At 66.1% G+C, this 16,680-nt stretch carries 17 protein-coding genes; 8 read left to right on the forward strand and 9 right to left on the reverse strand.

All coding sequences use genetic code 11. The features are described from left to right. Together WB785_RS09710 and WB785_RS09715 are read left to right on the forward strand one after the other, a co-directional pair. A partial coding sequence (locus WB785_RS09710) for a hypothetical protein (RefSeq protein WP_424078753.1) occupies positions 1-187 on the forward strand: 187 nt, incomplete at its 5' end. 439 nt (positions 188-626) lie between these two features. After that, positions 627-860, forward strand: a complete 234-nt coding sequence (locus tag WB785_RS09715) for a hypothetical protein (RefSeq protein WP_424078754.1) — start codon at positions 627-629, stop codon at positions 858-860. Here WB785_RS09715 and WB785_RS09720 read toward each other — a convergent pair. The 3 genes from WB785_RS09720 to WB785_RS09730 form a co-directional block, all read right to left on the reverse strand. Further along, positions 857-1,726 (reverse strand): pseudouridine synthase, encoded by an 870-nt coding sequence (locus WB785_RS09720; RefSeq protein WP_424078756.1) that lies wholly within the window; start codon positions 1,724-1,726, stop codon positions 857-859. The two genes, WB785_RS09715 and WB785_RS09720, sit on opposite strands and share 4 nt — an antisense overlap. Before the next feature lie 7 nt (positions 1,727-1,733). Beyond that, positions 1,734-3,491 carry a glycerol-3-phosphate dehydrogenase/oxidase gene (locus WB785_RS09725; RefSeq protein ID WP_424078757.1) on the reverse strand — a complete coding sequence of 586 codons (1,758 nt, stop codon included), beginning with the start codon at positions 3,489-3,491 and terminating at the stop codon, positions 1,734-1,736. 155 nt (positions 3,492-3,646) lie between these two features. Then, positions 3,647-5,053, reverse strand: coding sequence for an NAD(P)H-quinone dehydrogenase (locus tag WB785_RS09730; RefSeq protein ID WP_424078759.1), 1,407 nt, complete (start codon positions 5,051-5,053; stop codon positions 3,647-3,649). Positions 5,054-5,128: 75 nt separating this feature from the next. Here WB785_RS09730 and WB785_RS09735 point away from each other — a divergent pair, with 75 nt between their 5' ends. Beyond that, positions 5,129-5,602: a gamma-glutamylcyclotransferase gene (locus WB785_RS09735; RefSeq protein ID WP_424078760.1), complete on the forward strand. Its 474-nt coding sequence runs from the start codon at positions 5,129-5,131 to the stop codon at positions 5,600-5,602. A gap of 4 nt (positions 5,603-5,606) precedes the next feature. Here WB785_RS09735 and WB785_RS09740 read toward each other — a convergent pair whose 3' ends face one another. From WB785_RS09740 to WB785_RS09755, 4 genes are read right to left on the reverse strand one after another with little or no spacing between them, the layout of a single operon-like run. Next, the gene (locus WB785_RS09740) at positions 5,607-6,779 is read right to left on the reverse strand and encodes an amidohydrolase (RefSeq protein WP_424078762.1); all 1,173 of its coding nucleotides are present in this window, start codon (positions 6,777-6,779) and stop codon (positions 5,607-5,609) included. Continuing rightward, positions 6,776-7,960 carry a M20 family metallopeptidase gene (locus WB785_RS09745; RefSeq protein WP_424078764.1) on the reverse strand — a complete coding sequence of 395 codons (1,185 nt, stop codon included), beginning with the start codon at positions 7,958-7,960 and terminating at the stop codon, positions 6,776-6,778. The genes WB785_RS09740 and WB785_RS09745 overlap by 4 nt, the downstream gene beginning before the upstream one ends. A gap of 44 nt (positions 7,961-8,004) precedes the next feature. Next, entirely contained in the window at positions 8,005-8,484 is a 480-nt protein-coding gene (locus WB785_RS09750) for a hypothetical protein (RefSeq protein WP_424078765.1), read from the reverse strand. After that, positions 8,457-9,095 carry a TIGR03086 family metal-binding protein gene (locus WB785_RS09755; protein ID WP_424078766.1) on the reverse strand — a complete coding sequence of 213 codons (639 nt, stop codon included), beginning with the start codon at positions 9,093-9,095 and terminating at the stop codon, positions 8,457-8,459. The genes WB785_RS09750 and WB785_RS09755 overlap by 28 nt, the downstream gene beginning before the upstream one ends. A gap of 66 nt (positions 9,096-9,161) precedes the next feature. Between WB785_RS09755 and WB785_RS09760 the strand changes: the two genes are divergently transcribed. From WB785_RS09760 to WB785_RS09770, 3 genes are all read left to right on the forward strand, one after another. Next, positions 9,162-9,584 (forward strand): MarR family winged helix-turn-helix transcriptional regulator, encoded by a 423-nt coding sequence (locus WB785_RS09760; protein ID WP_424078816.1) that lies wholly within the window; start codon positions 9,162-9,164, stop codon positions 9,582-9,584. Positions 9,585-9,595: 11 nt separating this feature from the next. Then, on the forward strand, positions 9,596-10,402 hold the full coding sequence (locus WB785_RS09765; protein WP_424078768.1) for a purine-nucleoside phosphorylase: 807 nt from the start codon (positions 9,596-9,598) through the stop codon (positions 10,400-10,402). Between the two features lie 61 nt (positions 10,403-10,463). Then, a complete protein-coding gene (locus WB785_RS09770) occupies positions 10,464-12,041 on the forward strand; it encodes a phospho-sugar mutase (protein WP_424078769.1) in 1,578 nt (525 codons plus the stop codon). Between the two features lies 1 nt (position 12,042). Here the strand turns inward: WB785_RS09770 and upp are convergent, their stop codons facing one another. Next, positions 12,043-12,666, reverse strand: a complete 624-nt coding sequence (gene upp / locus WB785_RS09775; protein ID WP_424078770.1) for a uracil phosphoribosyltransferase — start codon at positions 12,664-12,666, stop codon at positions 12,043-12,045. Between the two features lie 190 nt (positions 12,667-12,856). Continuing rightward, positions 12,857-14,239 (reverse strand): PE-PPE domain-containing protein, encoded by a 1,383-nt coding sequence (locus WB785_RS09780; RefSeq protein ID WP_424078772.1) that lies wholly within the window; start codon positions 14,237-14,239, stop codon positions 12,857-12,859. A gap of 202 nt (positions 14,240-14,441) precedes the next feature. On the opposite strand from WB785_RS09780, the gene WB785_RS09785 reads away from it, so the two are divergent. Continuing rightward, complete coding sequence (locus WB785_RS09785; protein ID WP_424078773.1) at positions 14,442-15,341, forward strand: alkaline phosphatase family protein; 900 nt, start codon at positions 14,442-14,444, stop codon at positions 15,339-15,341. A 50-nt stretch (positions 15,342-15,391) separates the two neighbouring features. Beyond that, the gene (locus WB785_RS09790) at positions 15,392-16,660 is read left to right on the forward strand and encodes a primosomal protein (protein ID WP_424078774.1); all 1,269 of its coding nucleotides are present in this window, start codon (positions 15,392-15,394) and stop codon (positions 16,658-16,660) included. The last annotated feature ends 20 nt before the right edge of the window (positions 16,661-16,680 follow it).

Raw genomic sequence — 16,680 nt, forward strand, 5'->3', positions numbered from 1 at the left:
CTTCAAAGTAGGCTTGCCGCCGCATGCCACCTTCGCCGGCAGCGTCCCCGTCGCCGAGCTTCCTCCGGGAGCATTCTTGTCACCGCCACATGCCGACAAAATCGCTGCACAAGTGGCTAGGACAAGCAGCGCAGCGCCAAATCTGTTGATTTTCAACCCAATTCCTTCAATCGGAACGATGTGGTGATCGACGCCGGCCTAGCCGCAGCCCGACACACTGCTGGCATGGTAACAAGATTCGCCGCTGCGCAATCGTGCCGGGGCATCGTCGGATTCGCGATTTCAGCCGCAGTTTCCGAGCTGTTTACGTCCAGAGAGCGGTCACCGACGCGCCCGCTATCTCAGCGTCGACGAGGCCCGTCGCCGAAGCGCCAGTCCGCAGGCGATCGACTACTGGGGCCCGGATGCCTGTCCGAAGATTGCGACACGGCCTGCTGCGCACCGGGCAGAAACGTCTCCTGGCACGTACCGTGGAATAGAAATTGCCGATGCACGGTTGGTCATTGCTGACTGGCCTGTGACCCCGATCACCGACACTGCAGGGTCTTCGTGCTAGTCGCGGAGGAATACACCGACGACGTCGAATTTCGGCGAACGACGTCGCCGGATTACTGAAGGGCACCAGGGTGCTAGCACTGCAGAACCACGTCAACCTCAGCAACCTGACGACTATCCGCTCTCTCAATGCGGGCGTGTTGACGGCTCGCGCCTGGGAGACATTGCGCGCCGCCGTTGCGGGCGCGAATCTCAGTTGGGCGATGCGGCCTGTCCGGGAGGACGGCAATCCGGCCACCCGGAACGTGGCCGCATCGGTTGATCAAGACCTGCCGCGCATGCGTCGCGGCGCCGAGCGCTGCTAGCCCGCGGCGTGTAGGCCTCGGGAGCTGACGAACTGGCGCAGAGATCCGGTCAACGGGTCTTCGAATTCGATACTCTTCGCCAGCAATTGCAGGGGCTGACTGAAGTCGTCGTCTGGAACGTCAACCACGCTGGGGTACAACGGGTCTCCGTAGATCGGTGTGCCGAGCGAGGTCATGTGTACCCGCAGCTGGTGGGTGCGCCCGGTGCGCGGCGTCAGCCGGTAGGAGCCATCCGGTGCTATCAACTCCACCAACGTCTCGGCGTTGGGCTCGCCTGGTTCTTCGACGGCTTGCAAATGGCCGCGGCGCTTGATGATCCGGCTGCGCACCAAGCGCGGTAACGCCAGCTCGCTGTTGACCGCGGCTCTCGCCAAGTACGTCTTGTGCACCGCGCCGCGGGCGAACATCGTCTGATAGGCGCCCCGAAGCTCGCTGCGGGCGGTGAACAGCAGCACGCCTGCGGTCAGCCGGTCCAGCCGGTGGGCCGGGCTCAGCTCGGGTAATCCCAGTCGCCGTCGCAAACGCACCAGCGCGGTCTGCGCGACGTGACGCCCGCGCGGCATGGTGGCCAGGAAGTGCGGCTTGTCGACCACGACGATGTCGTCGTCGCGATACAGCACGGGGATGTCGAATGGCACCGGCACCTCGTCGCGCAGGTCGCGGTAGAAGTAGACGCTGGCACCAGCAGGCAGCACGGTGGCGGGATCGAGCACCTCGCCGCGGGAGTCGACGACCTCACCGGCGATCGCCTTGGCCGCCACCACAGGCCCGAACCGGCTCAGCAGTTCGTCGCCGAGCGGGCCGCCGCGCACCCGCAGTCGCGCCGGTCCCAATCCGTCGCGTGGCGGCAGCGGCAGTGACCTCACGGTCGGCTCAAACTAAGGGCACCGGCTCGAGGATTTCCGCGCGGGCTTCGGGAGCGCTGGCCCGCAGCGCATCCGCCGACGCGTCGTCGGGCTGGGCTTGCGACAAAACCTCGGCCTCCACCCGCGCCGTGTACGTATCGACCTCGCGGTCGACGTCGGCGGTGGACCAACCCAGCAGCGGCGCGACGATGTCGGCCACTTCACGCGCGCAGTCGACCCCGCGGTGCGAATATTCGATGGCGATCCGCGTCCGGCGCGCCAAGACGTCCTCCAGATGCAACGCGCCCTCGGCCGCGGCGGCATAGGCGGCTTCGACCCTCAGGTAGCCCGGAGCCGCGGCGATCGGGTTGAGCAGGTCGCGGCGGTCGGCGGCCATCGCCAGCACCTCGTGGATCAGCGAGCCGTAGCGGTCCAGCAGGTGTCGCACCCGGTAGGGATGGAGTCCCTCCAGCGCACCGACGTGCTCGGTCTGATTGATCAGCGCGAAGTAGCCGTCGGCGCCGAGCAGGGGCACTTTCTCGGTGATCGACTGCGCCACCCTAGCCGGAATGTATTGCGACGCGGCATCGATCGCATCGGCAGCCATCACCCGGTACGTGGTGTACTTGCCGCCGGCGATGGCGACCAGGCCGGGAGCGGGCACCGCAACTGCGTGCTCACGCGACAACGTGGAGGTGTCCTCGCTCTCCCCCGCCAGCAGCGGTCGCAAACCGGCGTACACCCCGTCGATATCGGCGTGTGTCAACGGGGTGGCCAGCACGGTGTTGACGGTGCCCAGGATGTAGTCGATGTCGACCTTGGTGGCCGCCGGATGCGCCAGATCCAATGCCCAGTCGGTATCGGTGGTCCCGATGATCCAATGGTTGCCCCACGGGATGACCAACATCACCGACTTTTCGGTGCGCAGGATGATCGCGACGTCGCTGACGATGCGGTCCCGCGGCACGACGATGTGCACACCCTTGGAGGCACGCACTTGAAATCGTCCGCGCTGCTTGGACAGTGCCTGAATCTCGTCGGTCCAGACCCCGGTCGCGTTGACGACAACGTGGCCGTGGACTTCGGTGACGGCGCCGTCCTCCGAGTCGCGTACCCGCACGCCGGTCACCCGATCGCCCTCGCGCAGCAGCGAAACCACCTGAGTGGACGACCGCACCACCGCGCCGTAATGCGCGGCGGTACGCACGACGGTCATGGTGTGCCGGGCGTCATCGACGACGGTGTCGTAGTAGCGGATACCGCCGACTAAAGACGTCCGCTTTAAGCCAGGGCTTAAGCGTAATGCGCCGGCGCGGGTCAAATGCTTCTGGCCCGGAACGGATTTCGCGCCACCAAGTTCGTCGTACAGCAGGAGGCCGGCAGCGACGTATGGGCGTTCCCACCACCGCTTGGTCAGCGGGTACAAAAACGGCAACGGCTTGACGAGATGCGGCGCCAAGGTGGTCAACGACAGCTCGCGTTCGAAGAGCGCTTCACGAACCAGCCCGAATTCCAGTTGCTCGAGGTAGCGCAGTCCGCCGTGAAACATCTTCGAGGATCGGCTCGACGTGCCCGAGGCGAAGTCACGGGCTTCGACCATCGCGACTTTCAGGCCACGGGTGGCGGCGTCCAACGCGGATCCCGAACCCACCACACCGCCGCCGATGACCACGACGTCGAATTGCTCGCTGCCGAGCCGCTCCCAGGCCGAGGCGCGCTGCTCAGGTCCTAAGAAGGAACCCGGTCGGGTCTGCTCGCTCCCCGGTATGCGAATCGGGTCGCTCACGGCACAGGACTCCTGTCGGTTACTCGTCAGTAGGACACTGGCTCCCAAGGCTACCTGGCACGGGCCCGATTGCCCGTCTCCTCCTCATCGCGCTACGCGTCCCCCTCGCCGCTGCGCGGCTGGGGGTGCCCCCACTGCATCGTCGCGCGGCTGCGTCAGTCCAGATCATCGTGCGCCATCAGCCGCCGCGCCGCCTCCGTGATCGAGCCAGACAGCGACGGGTAGACGGAGAGCGTCTCGGCTAGCTGATTCACGGTGATTCGGTTCTGCACGGCCATCGCGATCGGCAGGATCAACTCCGATGCGATCGGCGCAACCACGACACCGCCGATGACCACACCGGTTGACTGCCGGCAAAAGACCTTGACGAAGCCTTGCCGCAGCCCCGACATCTTTGCTCGCGCATTGGTCCGCAACGGCAGCATGATGGTCCGGGCACTGACCGATCCGTTGTCGATCGCCGACTGAGGAACGCCGACCGCGGCGATCTCCGGCCGGGTGAACACCGCGGCGGCCACCGTACGCAGCCGGATGGGGCTGACGGCCTCCCCCAGCGCATGCCACATGGCGATCCGGCCCTGCATCGCAGCGACCGAGGCCAGCAACAGCAGGCCGGTGCAGTCCCCGGCGGCGTAGATGCCGGGCACCGACGTCCGCGATACCCGGTCGACGGTCAGGTAGTTTCCCCGCCCCAACTCGATGCCCACTCGTTCCAGGCCCAGGCCGCTGGTGTTGGGAACGGACCCGATCGTCATCAGCGCATGGCTGCCCTCCACGGTGCGACCGTCGGTCATCGTGACCAGCACCCCGGAGTCGGTGCGGGTGACCGACTCCGCGCGGGCATTCTTGACCAACTGGACGCCACGTTCGGCAAACGAATCCTCCAGCACCCGGGCGGCGTCGGCATCCTCATACGGCAGCACCCGGTCGCGGCTGGCCACCACCGTGACGTCAACGCCCAATTCGGTGTAGGCGTTTACGAATTCGGCACCGGTGACACCGGAACCGACCACGATCAGATGGTCGGGCAGGGTGTCCAGGTCGTAGAGCTGGCGCCAGGTCACGATGCGCTCGCCATCAGGCTGCGCCGACGGCAGCACTCGCGGGCTGGCGCCGGTGGCGATCAGGACGACGTCAGCGTCGTGGGTTGTCGTGGTGCCGTCGGCAGCAGTTGCCTTGACGCAGTGGGTGGCCAGACCAGGGGTCGCGTCGATCAGCTCCCCTTTGCCCGCGACCACCTCGACGCCCGCATTGACCAGTTCGGAGTTGACGTCTGCCGATTGTGCGGCGGCCAGCGTCTTGACGCGCTGATGGATTTCCGGCAGCGAGATCTTGGCGTCCTCGATGTCGATGTCGAAACCCAGGTGAGGCGCCCGGCGCAGTTCGGTGCGCACGCCAGTGGAGGCGATGAACGTTTTCGATGGCACACAGTCGAAGAGCACGGCCGCGCCGCCGACGCCGTCCGAGTCGATGACGGTGACCTCCGCGTCGCGTGCCGCGGCGACCAGCGCCGCCTCATAACCGGCCGGCCCTCCGCCGAGGATCACGATGCGGGTCGCCACGGGTCTAACCTAACCAACCTCAGGCCAACCCGTCGGTTCACCGCCACGCCAGCGGCGGCCGTTTAAGCTTTCTCCGTGCCGCTCTACGCTGCCTACGGGTCGAATATGCATCCCGAGCAGATGCAGCAGCGTGCGCCCCACTCGCCGATGGCCGGAACCGGCTGGTTGCACGGCTGGCGGTTGACGTTCGGCGGCGAGGACATCGGCTGGGAAGGCGCGCTGGCCACTGTCGTCGAGGACCCCGCCTCAAAGGTGTTCGTCGTGCTCTACGACATGACGCCAGCAGACGAGCGAAACCTCGATCGCTGGGAGGGATCCGAGCTGGGCATCCACAAAAAGATTCGGTGCCGGGTGGAACGTGTGTCGTCCGACACGACCACCGATCCGGTGCTGGCGTGGCTGTATGTGGTGGACGCCTGGGAGGGTGGCCTGCCGTCGGCCCGCTATATCGGTGTGATGGCCGATGCCGCCGAAATCGCTGGTGCGCCAGACGAATACGTGCACAACCTACGTACCCGTCCAGCCCGCAATATCGGCCCGGGAACCTAGAAGGCTAGGTTGCGAGGGAGGCCTGCTCGACGATGTTGACCATCAGCCGCAACCCGATCGCCAGCGCACGCTCGTCGAGGTCGAACGTCGGCTGATGCAGGTCGAGCTGCGGGCCCTGACCCGACCAGACACCCAGCCTCGCCATCGCGCCGGGCACCTCCTCCAAATACCAGGAGAAGTCCTCGCCACCGCCGGACTGCTTGGTATCGGTCAGCACATCTGGGCCGACCGCCTCGATGGCGTGGGCGATGATGCGCGTCGAGATCTCCTCGTTGACCACCGGTGGAACACCGCGGCTGTACTGCAAGGTGTGCTCGATACCCAGCGGCGAGAGCAGGCCGACCACCGCCTGGCGCACGATGTCCTCGAGGCTCAGCCAGGTTTCGCGGCTGGCCGTGCGGATGGTGCCCGCCAGCACGCCGCTCTGCGGGATCGCATTGGCGACCACTCCGGCGTTGACCGCGCCCCACACCATCACGGTGCCGTTGCGCGGGTCGATCCGGCGTGACAACACACCGGGCACCCCGGTGATCAGCGTGCCCAACCCGTAAACCAGGTCGGCGGTCAGGTGCGGCCGCGAAGTGTGGCCACCCGGCGAATAGAGGGTGATTTCGATCATGTCGGCCGCCGATGTGATCGGACCCGGTTTCACCGCGATCTTGCCGACCGCCAGCCGGGGATCGCAGTGCAAGGCGAAGATCCGGCTCACCCCGGACAACGCGCCGGCGGCGATCGCGTCGATGGCGCCGCCTGGCATCAGCTCTTCGGCGGGCTGAAAGATCAGCCGCAGCGCGATAGGCAACTCCGGAACAGCTGCCAACGCCAGCGCCGTGCCCAGCAGGATCGCGGTATGGGCGTCGTGGCCGCAGGTGTGCGCGGCGTTGGGCATCGTCGATTCATACGGGGCACCGGTCCGCTCGGCCATCGGCAACGCATCCATATCGGCCCGCAGTGCGATGCGGGGCTGGTGTTCGGGACCGAAATCGCAGGTCAACCCCGTCCCTCCGGATAGCACCTTCGGGTTGAGGCCGGCGTCGGCCAACCGTTCGGCGACGTACTGCGTGGTGGCGTACTCCTGACGACCCAACTCCGGGTAGCGGTGGATGTGCCGCCGCCAGGCAACCAAGTCGTCGAAATGTGCTGCCAGCCACGATTCAGCGCTCTCGGAGAGGCTCATGACGCCGCCCGCTGGTCGCGAGCCGCCAGCACCCGGTCGCGTTCCTCCGATGACTCGGCGAGGCGAACGACACTGCGCGCCAACATGATTGCGCCGTCGATAACGGCCTGGTCGGCACTGGAACCGACGGCCGCGGCGGTGAATTCGGGCTGGTGCAACGACGCGCCGCCGGCATCGACAGCGACCATCGGATGGATGCCCGGCAGAACCTGCGTGACGTTGCCCATGTCGGTACTGCCCAATGGGAGCTTCTCCTCGAGTTCCTCATCGATGGGTGCGCGCCCGAGCCGCGTCATCTCGGCGCGCACAGCACCGGCCAGCCATGGGTCGGGCTTGAGCGCGTCATACACCGGCTCGGTTTGCTCGACGCTGAACTCACAGCCGGTGGCGATCGCACCGGCCAAGAAGCAGTCGCCGACCTTGCCTTCCAGGTCGCCCAGCGACCACGCCTCGGTCGCCCGCATCGTGTACTGCAGTTCGGTCCGGCTCGGGATGACATTGGCCACCTGACCACCGTCGGAGACGATGCCGTGCATCTGCTGACCGGGTGCCAGCTGTTGACGCAACAGCCCGATAGCCACCTGTGCGACGGTGACCGCGTCGGCAGCATTGACACCCAGGAAGGGTGCGGCCGACGCATGCGCTTCGCGCCCGTGGTATTCCACCCGGACCGCGGACAACGTCAGCGATCGGGCGGCGGCGATGTCCACCGGCCCGGGATGCATCATCACGGCCGCGGCCAAGTCGTCGAAGACTCCGGCCTCTAGCAGCAACACCTTTCCCCCGCCGAACTCCTCGGCGGGCGTGCCGAGCAGCGCAACCGTCAGGCCTAGTTGGTCGGCGACGTCGGCTAGCGCCAGCGCCGCACCCACCGCCGACGCGGCGATGATGTTGTGGCCGCAGGCATGGCCGATCTCGGGCAGCGCGTCGTACTCGGCGCAGATGCCGACGGCCAACTGACCGCTGCCGAAGTCGGCGCGGAAAGCCGTGTCGAGCCCGCCGGCGGACTCGGTGATCTCAAAACCTCGCTCAGCGACCAATGCTTGCGTCTTGGCACAACTGCGGTGCTCGGCGAACGCCAACTCCGGTTCGGCGTGAATCGCGTGGGATAGCTCGACCAGGTCCGTGCCACGGCGCCGCACCGCGTCTTCGACGCGATCCAGTACCGGGAATGAGGCCATCCTCGCAGTATCTCACCGACGGTAACCGCGCCGTCGCGACCGGCTCACATGTCGCGCGGAGACCGCATCTGCGCCTCGGCGCGAAGCCACGCCTGCGCCGGGACAAATCGCTCGTCATCCCAGCTGGCGGATCGCACGCGTACTCGTCCCCGCCAATTTTTCATGATGGCGACGTGAGCGGGCCAGCGGATGAAGCGACGCAAGTCCGCGTGACTTTCCCAGACGGACACCGATCCGCCGCGCAACTCAATCGGCTTGCCCCACAGCCAAAGCCCGACCGCGCCGCGCATAATCGGCCAGCTTTCCGCCAGCTTCACACCCAATTCGGCGATCTGTTGCCAGTCCTCCTCGGAATCGGAATGAAAGTCGGTGAAACTCACCACGACTGGAGACTGGCTCCCGTCGGACGGGCCGGGCAACCAATCCGTGCTGAAAATGCCGCTGTCGGGCGTGATGGGCGGCTGACCGGTGATGGCGCCGAAGGATGTCGTCGTCATCATGCCGCCGCGACGGGTGGTTCCCACTGCGGGGAGCGGCCGAGATAAGCGAGGATGCGGTCGAGGTCGTTGGCGTGTTCCCTGGACGGCATGGCCGGGATCGCCGGGCCAAACACCGCGCTTTCCGCGATGCGGAAGTCTCCGTCGGGCACCGCGAGCGCCAACGGCACTGCGGCGGACACAACGTCGACCGGAAGCTCAAAGGGCTGACCCATCGTGCGAGCCACATCCCAGCCGTGCACGACATAGTCCACATAGTGAAAACCGATCGCCATTGAGCCCGGGACGGCTGCGCCGGGCCCGAACTCCGGTAACGCGAACGGCGCATCGAGCACATCGGCACCGGCGAACGCGTCTAACAGCGTGCTGGCTGCCGCCGAATAGGTGCCTGCTGGATCAACTGCCACCGCTTCGGCGACGGTGTCGGGTTGCCATATCGCCAGGTCGGCTCCGTGACCGCGGGCGGCGGCGGCAAAGCCGAGATGCTGGACCGTCATGTGAGTGAGCAGGTCAGCCAGATTCCATCCCACACATGGCGTCACCTTCGATAAGTCGTCGGAGGTGACGGTCGAGACCACGTCAACAGAGGCCAGCACCGCAACCCGATGCAACGGCCGAACATCTTGATTTATATGCACGCGCATATCATGTGCGTGTATAGATCATATGTCAACCCTTATCATCCAGAGGTGGTGCGAAAGGCGATGCGGCCCGACCTCGCGGCGATGCTGGTGCAGCTGGCTCAGCAAACCGTGGCTGCCGAGCAGCCAGTGCTGGCCGCGCACGGCCTGTCGATGTGGGGCTACATCGTTCTCAGCGCCTTGGATCGTTCACCGATCCGCACGCAAGCGGCGCTCGCGGAGGCGATCGGCGCGGACAAGACACGCATCATTCCCACCCTCGACGAGTTGCAGCAGCAGGGTTACATCGAACGAATTCCCGATCCCGACGACCGCCGCGCGCGCCTGCTGGCGATCACAGAGTCGGGCCGGTCCATCAAGGACACGGTGCAGGTGGCCATCCAGCGTGGGGAGGAGCACTGGCTCGGCCAGCTATCGGCCAGCGACCGAGACGTCTTTCTGCGTGCACTGCGCCAACTCACCTTTGGCGCAACGTTGTCCGATTAGGCTGCCCCACTGTGACTGACGGTCCGTCCGACCCTGACGCGCTCGCGCGGCGGGCCGCACGATTCATCGCCGACGGCACCGGGATCGCCGAGCACGACGTCGCGATCGTGCTGGGGTCGGGGTGGGCCCCGGCGGTAGCCGCGCTGGGCTCGGCGACCGCGGAGCTGCCGATGGCCGAAGTGCCCGGCTTCACCCCACCGACCGCGGTCGGCCACACCGGTCAGGTGTTTTCTGTGGGTGTCGGCGCACACCGCGTGCTCGTGCTGGCCGGTCGTGTGCACGCCTATGAAGGCCATGACCTGCTGCACGTCGTGCATCCGGTGCGGGCGGCGCGCGCAGCGGGAGCGCGCGTCGTCATACTCACCAACGCCGCCGGCGCAGTACGTGAGGACTTCGAGGTAGGCCGGCCGGTGCTGATCAGCGACCAGCTGAACCTGACGGCGCGGTCTCCGCTTAGCGGCGCCCAGTTCGTCGACATGGTCGACGCTTATGCGCCGCGACTACGGGCGCTGGCCCGCGAGGTCGACCCGGCACTGGCCGAAGGCGTCTACGCGGGGCTGCCCGGGCCGCAGTACGAGACGCCCGCGGAGATCCGGATGTTGCGGACGCTGGGCGCCGAGCTGGTCGGGATGTCGACTGTGCACGAGACGATCGCGGCGCGGGCCGCGGGCGCCGAGGTGCTGGGCGTGTCGCTGGTGACGAATATGGCGGCCGGGATAACCGGCGAACCACTGAGCCACGTCGAGGTACTGGCGGCGGGCGCAGCCTCGGCGACGCGGATGGGCGCCCTGCTGGCTGACGTGGTTGCGCGACTGTAGAGGACTGGCGTGACGCGCGCCGGCGACGATGCAGAGCGAAGCGATGAAGAGGAGCGGCGCCATGACTCCGGAGGATTGGATCGCGCACGACCCCGACCCCGTGACGGCCGCCGAACTCGCCCGGTGCCCCCGGACCGAACTCGCCGCGCGGTTCGCCCGGCCGCTGACGTTCGGCACCGCTGGACTGCGCGGCCCGATACGGGGTGGGCCGGATGCAATGAACCTCGCTGTGGTGTTGCGCGCCACGTGGGCGGTGGCGAAGGTGCTCGCAGACCGCGGCCTTCGCGGCTCGACGGTGATCGTCGGGCGCGACGCTCGGCACGGCTCGGCCACGTTCGCGGTCTCAGCAGCTGAAGTGCTTGCCGCCAAGGGTTTTTCGCCCATACTGCTTCCGCATCCGGTACCCACTCCGGTGGTCGCGTTCGCCGTACGGCACACCGGCGCAGCGGCGGGTATTCAGATCACCGCGTCACACAATCCACCGACCGACAATGGCTACAAGGTCTATTTTGACGGCGGAATCCAGATCGTCTCCCCTACCGACCACGAGATCGAAACCGCGATGGCCGTCGCCCCGTTCGCTGACGAAATCGCCAGGGCGGACGTCGAACCCGCCGACGCCGATCTGGTCGAGCTGTACATCGAGCGGGCCGCCCGGGTCGGGCGCTCGTCGGGCCCGCTCCGGGTGGCGCTGACGGCGCTGCACGGGGTAGGCGGCGCGGTGGCTGTGGAAACGCTGCGACGCGCCGGCTTTTCCGACATGCACACCGTCGCCAGCCAGTTCGCTCCGGATCCGGATTTCCCGACCGTTCGGTTCCCCAATCCCGAAGAGCCCGGCGCGACGGATGCGCTGGTGGCGCTGGCCAACGGCATCGATGCCGACATCGCGATCGCGCTGGATCCCGACGCGGATCGATGCGCCGTGGGAATACCCGCAGCGGCGGGCTGGCGGATGCTAACCGGTGACGAGACCGGTTGGCTGCTGGGCGATTTCATTCTGGCCCGGACCAAGGCGGGCGAACTCGCTAACAGTGTGGTGGCCAGCACCGTGGTGTCATCGCGGATGCTGTCTGCGATCGCTGAGCACAGGGGCGCGCGCCACGTCGAGACCCTGACCGGATTCAAGTGGCTGGCCCGCGCCGATGCCGACCTGCCCGGCAGCAGGTTGGTCTACGCGTATGAGGAGGCGATCGGGTACTGCGTCGACCCGGCCGCGGTCCGCGACAAGGACGGCATCACCGCCGCGGTGCTCGCCTGCGATCTAGTGGCAACGCTGAAACGGCAAGGCCGCTCGGTGCTCGACGCGCTGGATGACCTGGCCCGCCGATTCGGGGTCCATGTCGGGGCGGCCGTGTCGCGGGCGGTGGCCAACGCCGATGAGGCCACCGCGCTAATGCGCCGACTACGGGCTTCGCCGCCCAGTCATCTAGCCGGATTCGCTTCGACCACAACGGATCTGCTGCCCCACACTGATGCGCTGATCTTCACAGGCGGTGACGAAGACACGTCGGCGCGAGTTGTGGTGCGACCCTCGGGCACCGAACCGAAGCTCAAGTTCTACATCGAAGTTCGCTCCGGCGCCCGTCAGCGGGCGACCGCGTTGTGCGACGACCTGGCGTCGTCGGTTCAGCGCTGGTAATTCATCGCGGTCCGAATTGGCGGTCGCCGGCGTCGCCGAGGCCGGGGACGATGTACGCAACCTCGTTGAGGCCCTCATCGAGCGCCGCAGTGAACACCCGGGCGTTGGGGGCTGCTTTCTCCAGCGCCGCAATGCCTTCCGGGGCCACCACCACACACAGCACGGTGATGTCGTCGGCGCCGCGGCGTTGCAGCAACCCGATCGCGTGCGTCATCGAACCGCCGGTAGCCAGCATTGGATCGAGGGCCAGCACCGGCTGACCGTGCAGATCTTCGGGCAGCGACTCCAAATATGGTGTGGCCAAAGCGGTCTGCTCGTCACGGGCGACGCCGACGAACCCCACTCGCGCTTCCGGTACCAGGGTGAGCGCCGCATCGACCATGCCCAGTCCGGCTCGCAAAACCGCCACCACCAATGGCGGTTTCGCCAATCGGGTGCCCGCCGTCTCGGCCAGCGGGGTGCGCACGGTGACGGTCTGGCTGGGCGCGTCACGGGTGGCCTCGTAGACCAGCATCAGAGTCAGATCGCGCAGCGCGGCGCGAAACGTCGCATCGTCGGTGCGCTCGTCGCGCAGTGTGGTCAGCCGGGCCGTCGCCAGCGGGTGGTCAACGACACGGACATCCACGGGGCATGACCCTACGCCCCGGCTGAATCCCATCCGTCTCAGAAGGCCCTCGCCTAGGGCATAGTGCCTTGTGTGATTTGAATGCGCATGCGATATCACGTGCCCGGCGAGCGACGGGTGATATCACATGCGCCCTCTTTTCGGAAAAGGCGTGCAGGCCAGTTGCTGTTGCGGCAGTGGCTGATGCGACTTAGGCGCCGAAGAAGTTGAAGGCGTCGAAACCGAAGCCAACGAGGTCGATCAGCGGCTGCCCGGAAATCAGCGGCGCACCATCGAAGATCGCGTCCGGGCCCAAAGACGGCATGCTCGCCGTCAGGTCAATCCAGTTGGTCAGCAGCGACGCGTCCAGTTGGTTGGTGGCGTCATAGCCCGACAGCAGCGAGTCGACGACCGACTGCGATAGCGGCGCCTGCCCCGCATCCTGCAGCAGGTCGTTGATCGGGCCGACGAACGACTGCACCCCGGCATACTCCATGCCGGCCAGCATCTGCAGCGGATCCATCTTCGGGATGAACCCGTCGACGCCGGAGGCCATCAACTGGCCGGTCGCATCGACCTGCCAGGGACCGACGACACCAATCGGGTCGACCCCGTTGACTGCGAAACCGGCACCCGGGTCGCCCGGGTTTCCGTAGGCCCAGTCGTCAGACAAGATCGCGGACGGGGAGAAGAAATCGTAAAAGAAGTGCCCGGCAGGTCCACCGTCGAACATGAACGCCAGCGTCGGCAGCGGTGCGGGAATGTCGTAGAAGTGAGCGCTGCCGATCGTCCCGAGATCAACCATGTTGGTGGTGTCTAGGTTCACACCGGGAGTCGGGTCCGGATAGAACGGGTGCACGGTCTGTATGCCGATGAGCGCGTTGAGGTCGGCGAAGAGGTTGCTGGGGTCCTCGGGGAAGTTGGCCCAGCCGTCGTATTCGCCGGTGTAGATGTCGCTGGCAATGCCGGTGGTTGGGGTGTCGGCCAAGCCCAGCGGGATACCGAGGAACGGAACGTGTTGCGGCTCAGGGCTCAAACTGAAAGCGCCGACGCCGTCGGGGAATGGGAACCGGTCGAGGATCCCGCCGATCGGGCTATTGGGGTCGCCGAGCAGCACGACGTTCAAATGGCTCAGGTCAACTCCGGGCGGAGTGTTGTCGAGCAGGTTGTTCACCTCCACGGTGGCGACGGTTGCGCTCTGCGAGTAGCCGAGCACCGCAACGTTGTTTCCGCCCTGCAGCGCCGGGACGATCACGTTGTTCAGGTCGGTAACGCCCTCGTTGACCGACTGGCCGAAGGTGAGATCAGGCTCGCTGGGGTTGCAGATGATCGGGCAAAACTGCTCAGGCGTGGTCAGGCCCTGGAAGGTGTAGTTGCTGAACTGGCTGAGGTAAAGCGATTCAACTGAGTCGATGTAGTTCTGGTCGGGTGTCGGGACGCCGGTGCCGCTCATGATCCAGCCTTCGTTGGCCAGCAGCTTGGCTTCGGCGATGATCGCCTTCATCTCCGACGGGAAGGCCCACATTCCTATCGACAAGGCGCCTGTGACGGCCGCACAGGCGATCGCCAAGGACCGCAACCTCGAATCTGACATCGCGACCTCCCCGGCATAATCCGCCAGCCGAGGATTGAGTGATGGATCGCGCTCGATCCTCCCCGGCCGGGCGATTGGCAAACATCATGTCTTGTTCGGGCATCCGTCATGACGTGATTCGCAAATTTGTTTGCCGCGTGTCCGGGCTCGACACGCGTGTACGTGAGCCAATGCGCGGGCGCAGGAACCATATACTCCCGCCATGCGGCGCCGACCATGGCGAAACGGCAAACGATATCGAGCGGTCAGCCTATTCGGCGTCCTGGCGGTTTCCACTGCATTGATGTCGTGGCCGTCGACTCATCAAATCCACGAGGGTCCGGTGGACTTCGAGGCGGCGTCGGTTCCCACCCCCGCGCACGTCGTCGTCGTGGTGGAAGAAAATCGCTCGCAGAACAACATCATCGGAAACAAGGCCGCGCCCTATATCAACCAGCTGGCCGCCAACGGCGCAATGATGGCGCAGTCGTTCGCCGAGGTGCACCCCAGCGAACCCAACTACTACGCCTTGTTCGCCGGCAACACGCTGGTCAACGACAACGTCTGCCCGGTCAATGCGGGCAACACGCCCAACCTCGGCTCGCAATTGCTCGCCACCGGTCACACATTCGTGGGCTTCGCAGAGAGCTTGCCTGCGGTTGGTTCGACGGAATGCAAGGCGGGGAAGTACGCGCGCAAACACGTGCCCTGGGTCAGCTTCAGCAACATCCCGGCCAACTACTCGCTGCCGTTTTCCGCCTTTCCTGCCCCAGCGAACTACACCAGCCTGCCAACGGTCGCATTCGTCACCCCCAACCGCGACAATGACATGCACGACGGCACGATCGCCCAGGGCGATGCGTGGCTGTATCAGAACTTGTCGCAGTACGCGGAATGGGCGAAAGCCAACAACAGCTTGCTGATCCTGACCTGGGACGAGGACGACAACAGCTCGCGGAATCAAATTCCCACGGTGATCTACGGAGCGAACGTCAAGCCGGGTACCTACACCGAGACCATCAGCCACTACAACGTGTTGTCCACGCTCGAGCAGATGTACGACCTGCCCAAGCTCGGCCTTGCAGCCAGAGCACCCGGGATCACCGACATCTGGGGCGGCTAACCGCGGGCTGGGGTCCGTCGGCCGCGCGGGCCGTCGCTATTGTGTGCCGCATGGCTGCTGACCTCGTGCCGATCCGCTTGAGCCTGACCGACGGTGACCGCTACACGGTGTGGGCGCCCCGCTGGCGCGACGCGGGTGACGAGTGGGAGGCGTTTCTGGGTAAGGACGAGGACCTCTACGGCTTTGAGACGGCCGCTGACCTGGTGGCATTCGTGCGCACCGACACCGACAACGATCTGGTGGACCACCCGGGGTGGAAACGGCTGACCGAGGCCAACGCCCACAAGCTCGAGCCCGCCGACGACAAGCAATTCGACCTGATCGCGGTTGAAGAGCTGGTTGCGGAAAAACCGACCGAGGAGTCGGTGACGGCGCTGGCCAACACGTTGGCGATCGTCTCGTCCATCGGGTCGGTCTGCGAGCTGCCGGCGGTGATGAAGTTTTTCAACGGCAACCCGACCTTGGGCACGCTGGGCGGCGGAATCGGCCACTTCACCGGCAAAGCGGGTCTCAAGCGCTGGAATGGGATCGCCGAAATCGTCGGACGAAGCTGGGACCAGGTGCTCGCCGCGCTGGACGAGATCATCACCGTTCCCGACGTGGATAGCGCCGTGTCCGAAGTCGCCGCGGCCGAGCTGGCCGAGCCGCTCGAGGAAGAGGACCTCGACGAGGAAAGCGCCGAGGAGGAACAGACAGAGTCCGCCGACGATGCTGCCGCCGAAGTCGCCGAGGAGGCTCAGTCCACCGGCGACGAGGCTGTGCTCGGCGGCGACGAGGACTTCTGGGCGAAAGTCGGTATCGACCCGATCCGGATCATGATCGGCGGACGCAGCTTGTACACGCTGCGCTGCTATTTCGACGACCGCCCGATCTTCCTGGGCCGCAACGGTCGAATCAGCGTGTTCGCCTCGGAGCGGGCCCTGGCCAGATATCTCGCCGACGAGCGCGACCACGATTTGTCCGAGCTGAGCACCTACGACGACATCCGCACCGCGGCAACCGACGGCTCGCTGCGGATCGACGTGACCCACGACAACGGCTACGTCCTGAACGGGCTGGCCGACGATTTGGCCGCCGGGCCGGATGCAGTGGACCGTGAACAGCTTGATCTGGCCGTCGAGTTGCTACGCGATGTCGGGGACTACGCCGAGGACAACACCGCCGACAAAGCGCTCGCTACGGAGCGCCCGTTGGGCAAGTTGGTGGCCTGTGTCCTCGAACCCGACGCGGTGAGCAAACCCGCGCCTCCGTATGCCGAGGCCGTGCGGGCGTGGGAAGAGCTGGAGCAGTTCGTGGAGTCGCGGCTAAGGCGCGAATAGCGCCGCAAGTCGGCGACGAC

The organism is Mycobacterium sp. (assembly GCF_049585075.1).
Classification (GTDB): Bacteria; Actinomycetota; Actinomycetes; order Mycobacteriales; family Mycobacteriaceae; genus Mycobacterium.

What these genes read in the sequence shown, in the direction of transcription:
- WB785_RS09740 (WP_424078762.1), bottom strand. Translation starts at nt 6,779, where the DNA reads ATGAGCCTCTCCGAGAGCGCTGAATCGTGGCTGGCAGCACATTTCGAC.
- WB785_RS09745 (WP_424078764.1), bottom strand. Translation starts at nt 7,960, where the DNA reads ATGGCCTCATTCCCGGTACTGGATCGCGTCGAAGACGCGGTGCGGCGC.
- WB785_RS09760 (WP_424078816.1), top strand. Translation starts at nt 9,162, where the DNA reads ATGCGGCCCGACCTCGCGGCGATGCTGGTGCAGCTGGCTCAGCAAACC.
- WB785_RS09770 (WP_424078769.1), top strand. Translation starts at nt 10,464, where the DNA reads ATGACTCCGGAGGATTGGATCGCGCACGACCCCGACCCCGTGACGGCC.
- WB785_RS09780 (WP_424078772.1), bottom strand. Translation starts at nt 14,239, where the DNA reads ATGTCAGATTCGAGGTTGCGGTCCTTGGCGATCGCCTGTGCGGCCGTC.
- WB785_RS09785 (WP_424078773.1), top strand. Translation starts at nt 14,442, where the DNA reads ATGCGGCGCCGACCATGGCGAAACGGCAAACGATATCGAGCGGTCAGC.
- WB785_RS09790 (WP_424078774.1), top strand. Translation starts at nt 15,392, where the DNA reads ATGGCTGCTGACCTCGTGCCGATCCGCTTGAGCCTGACCGACGGTGAC.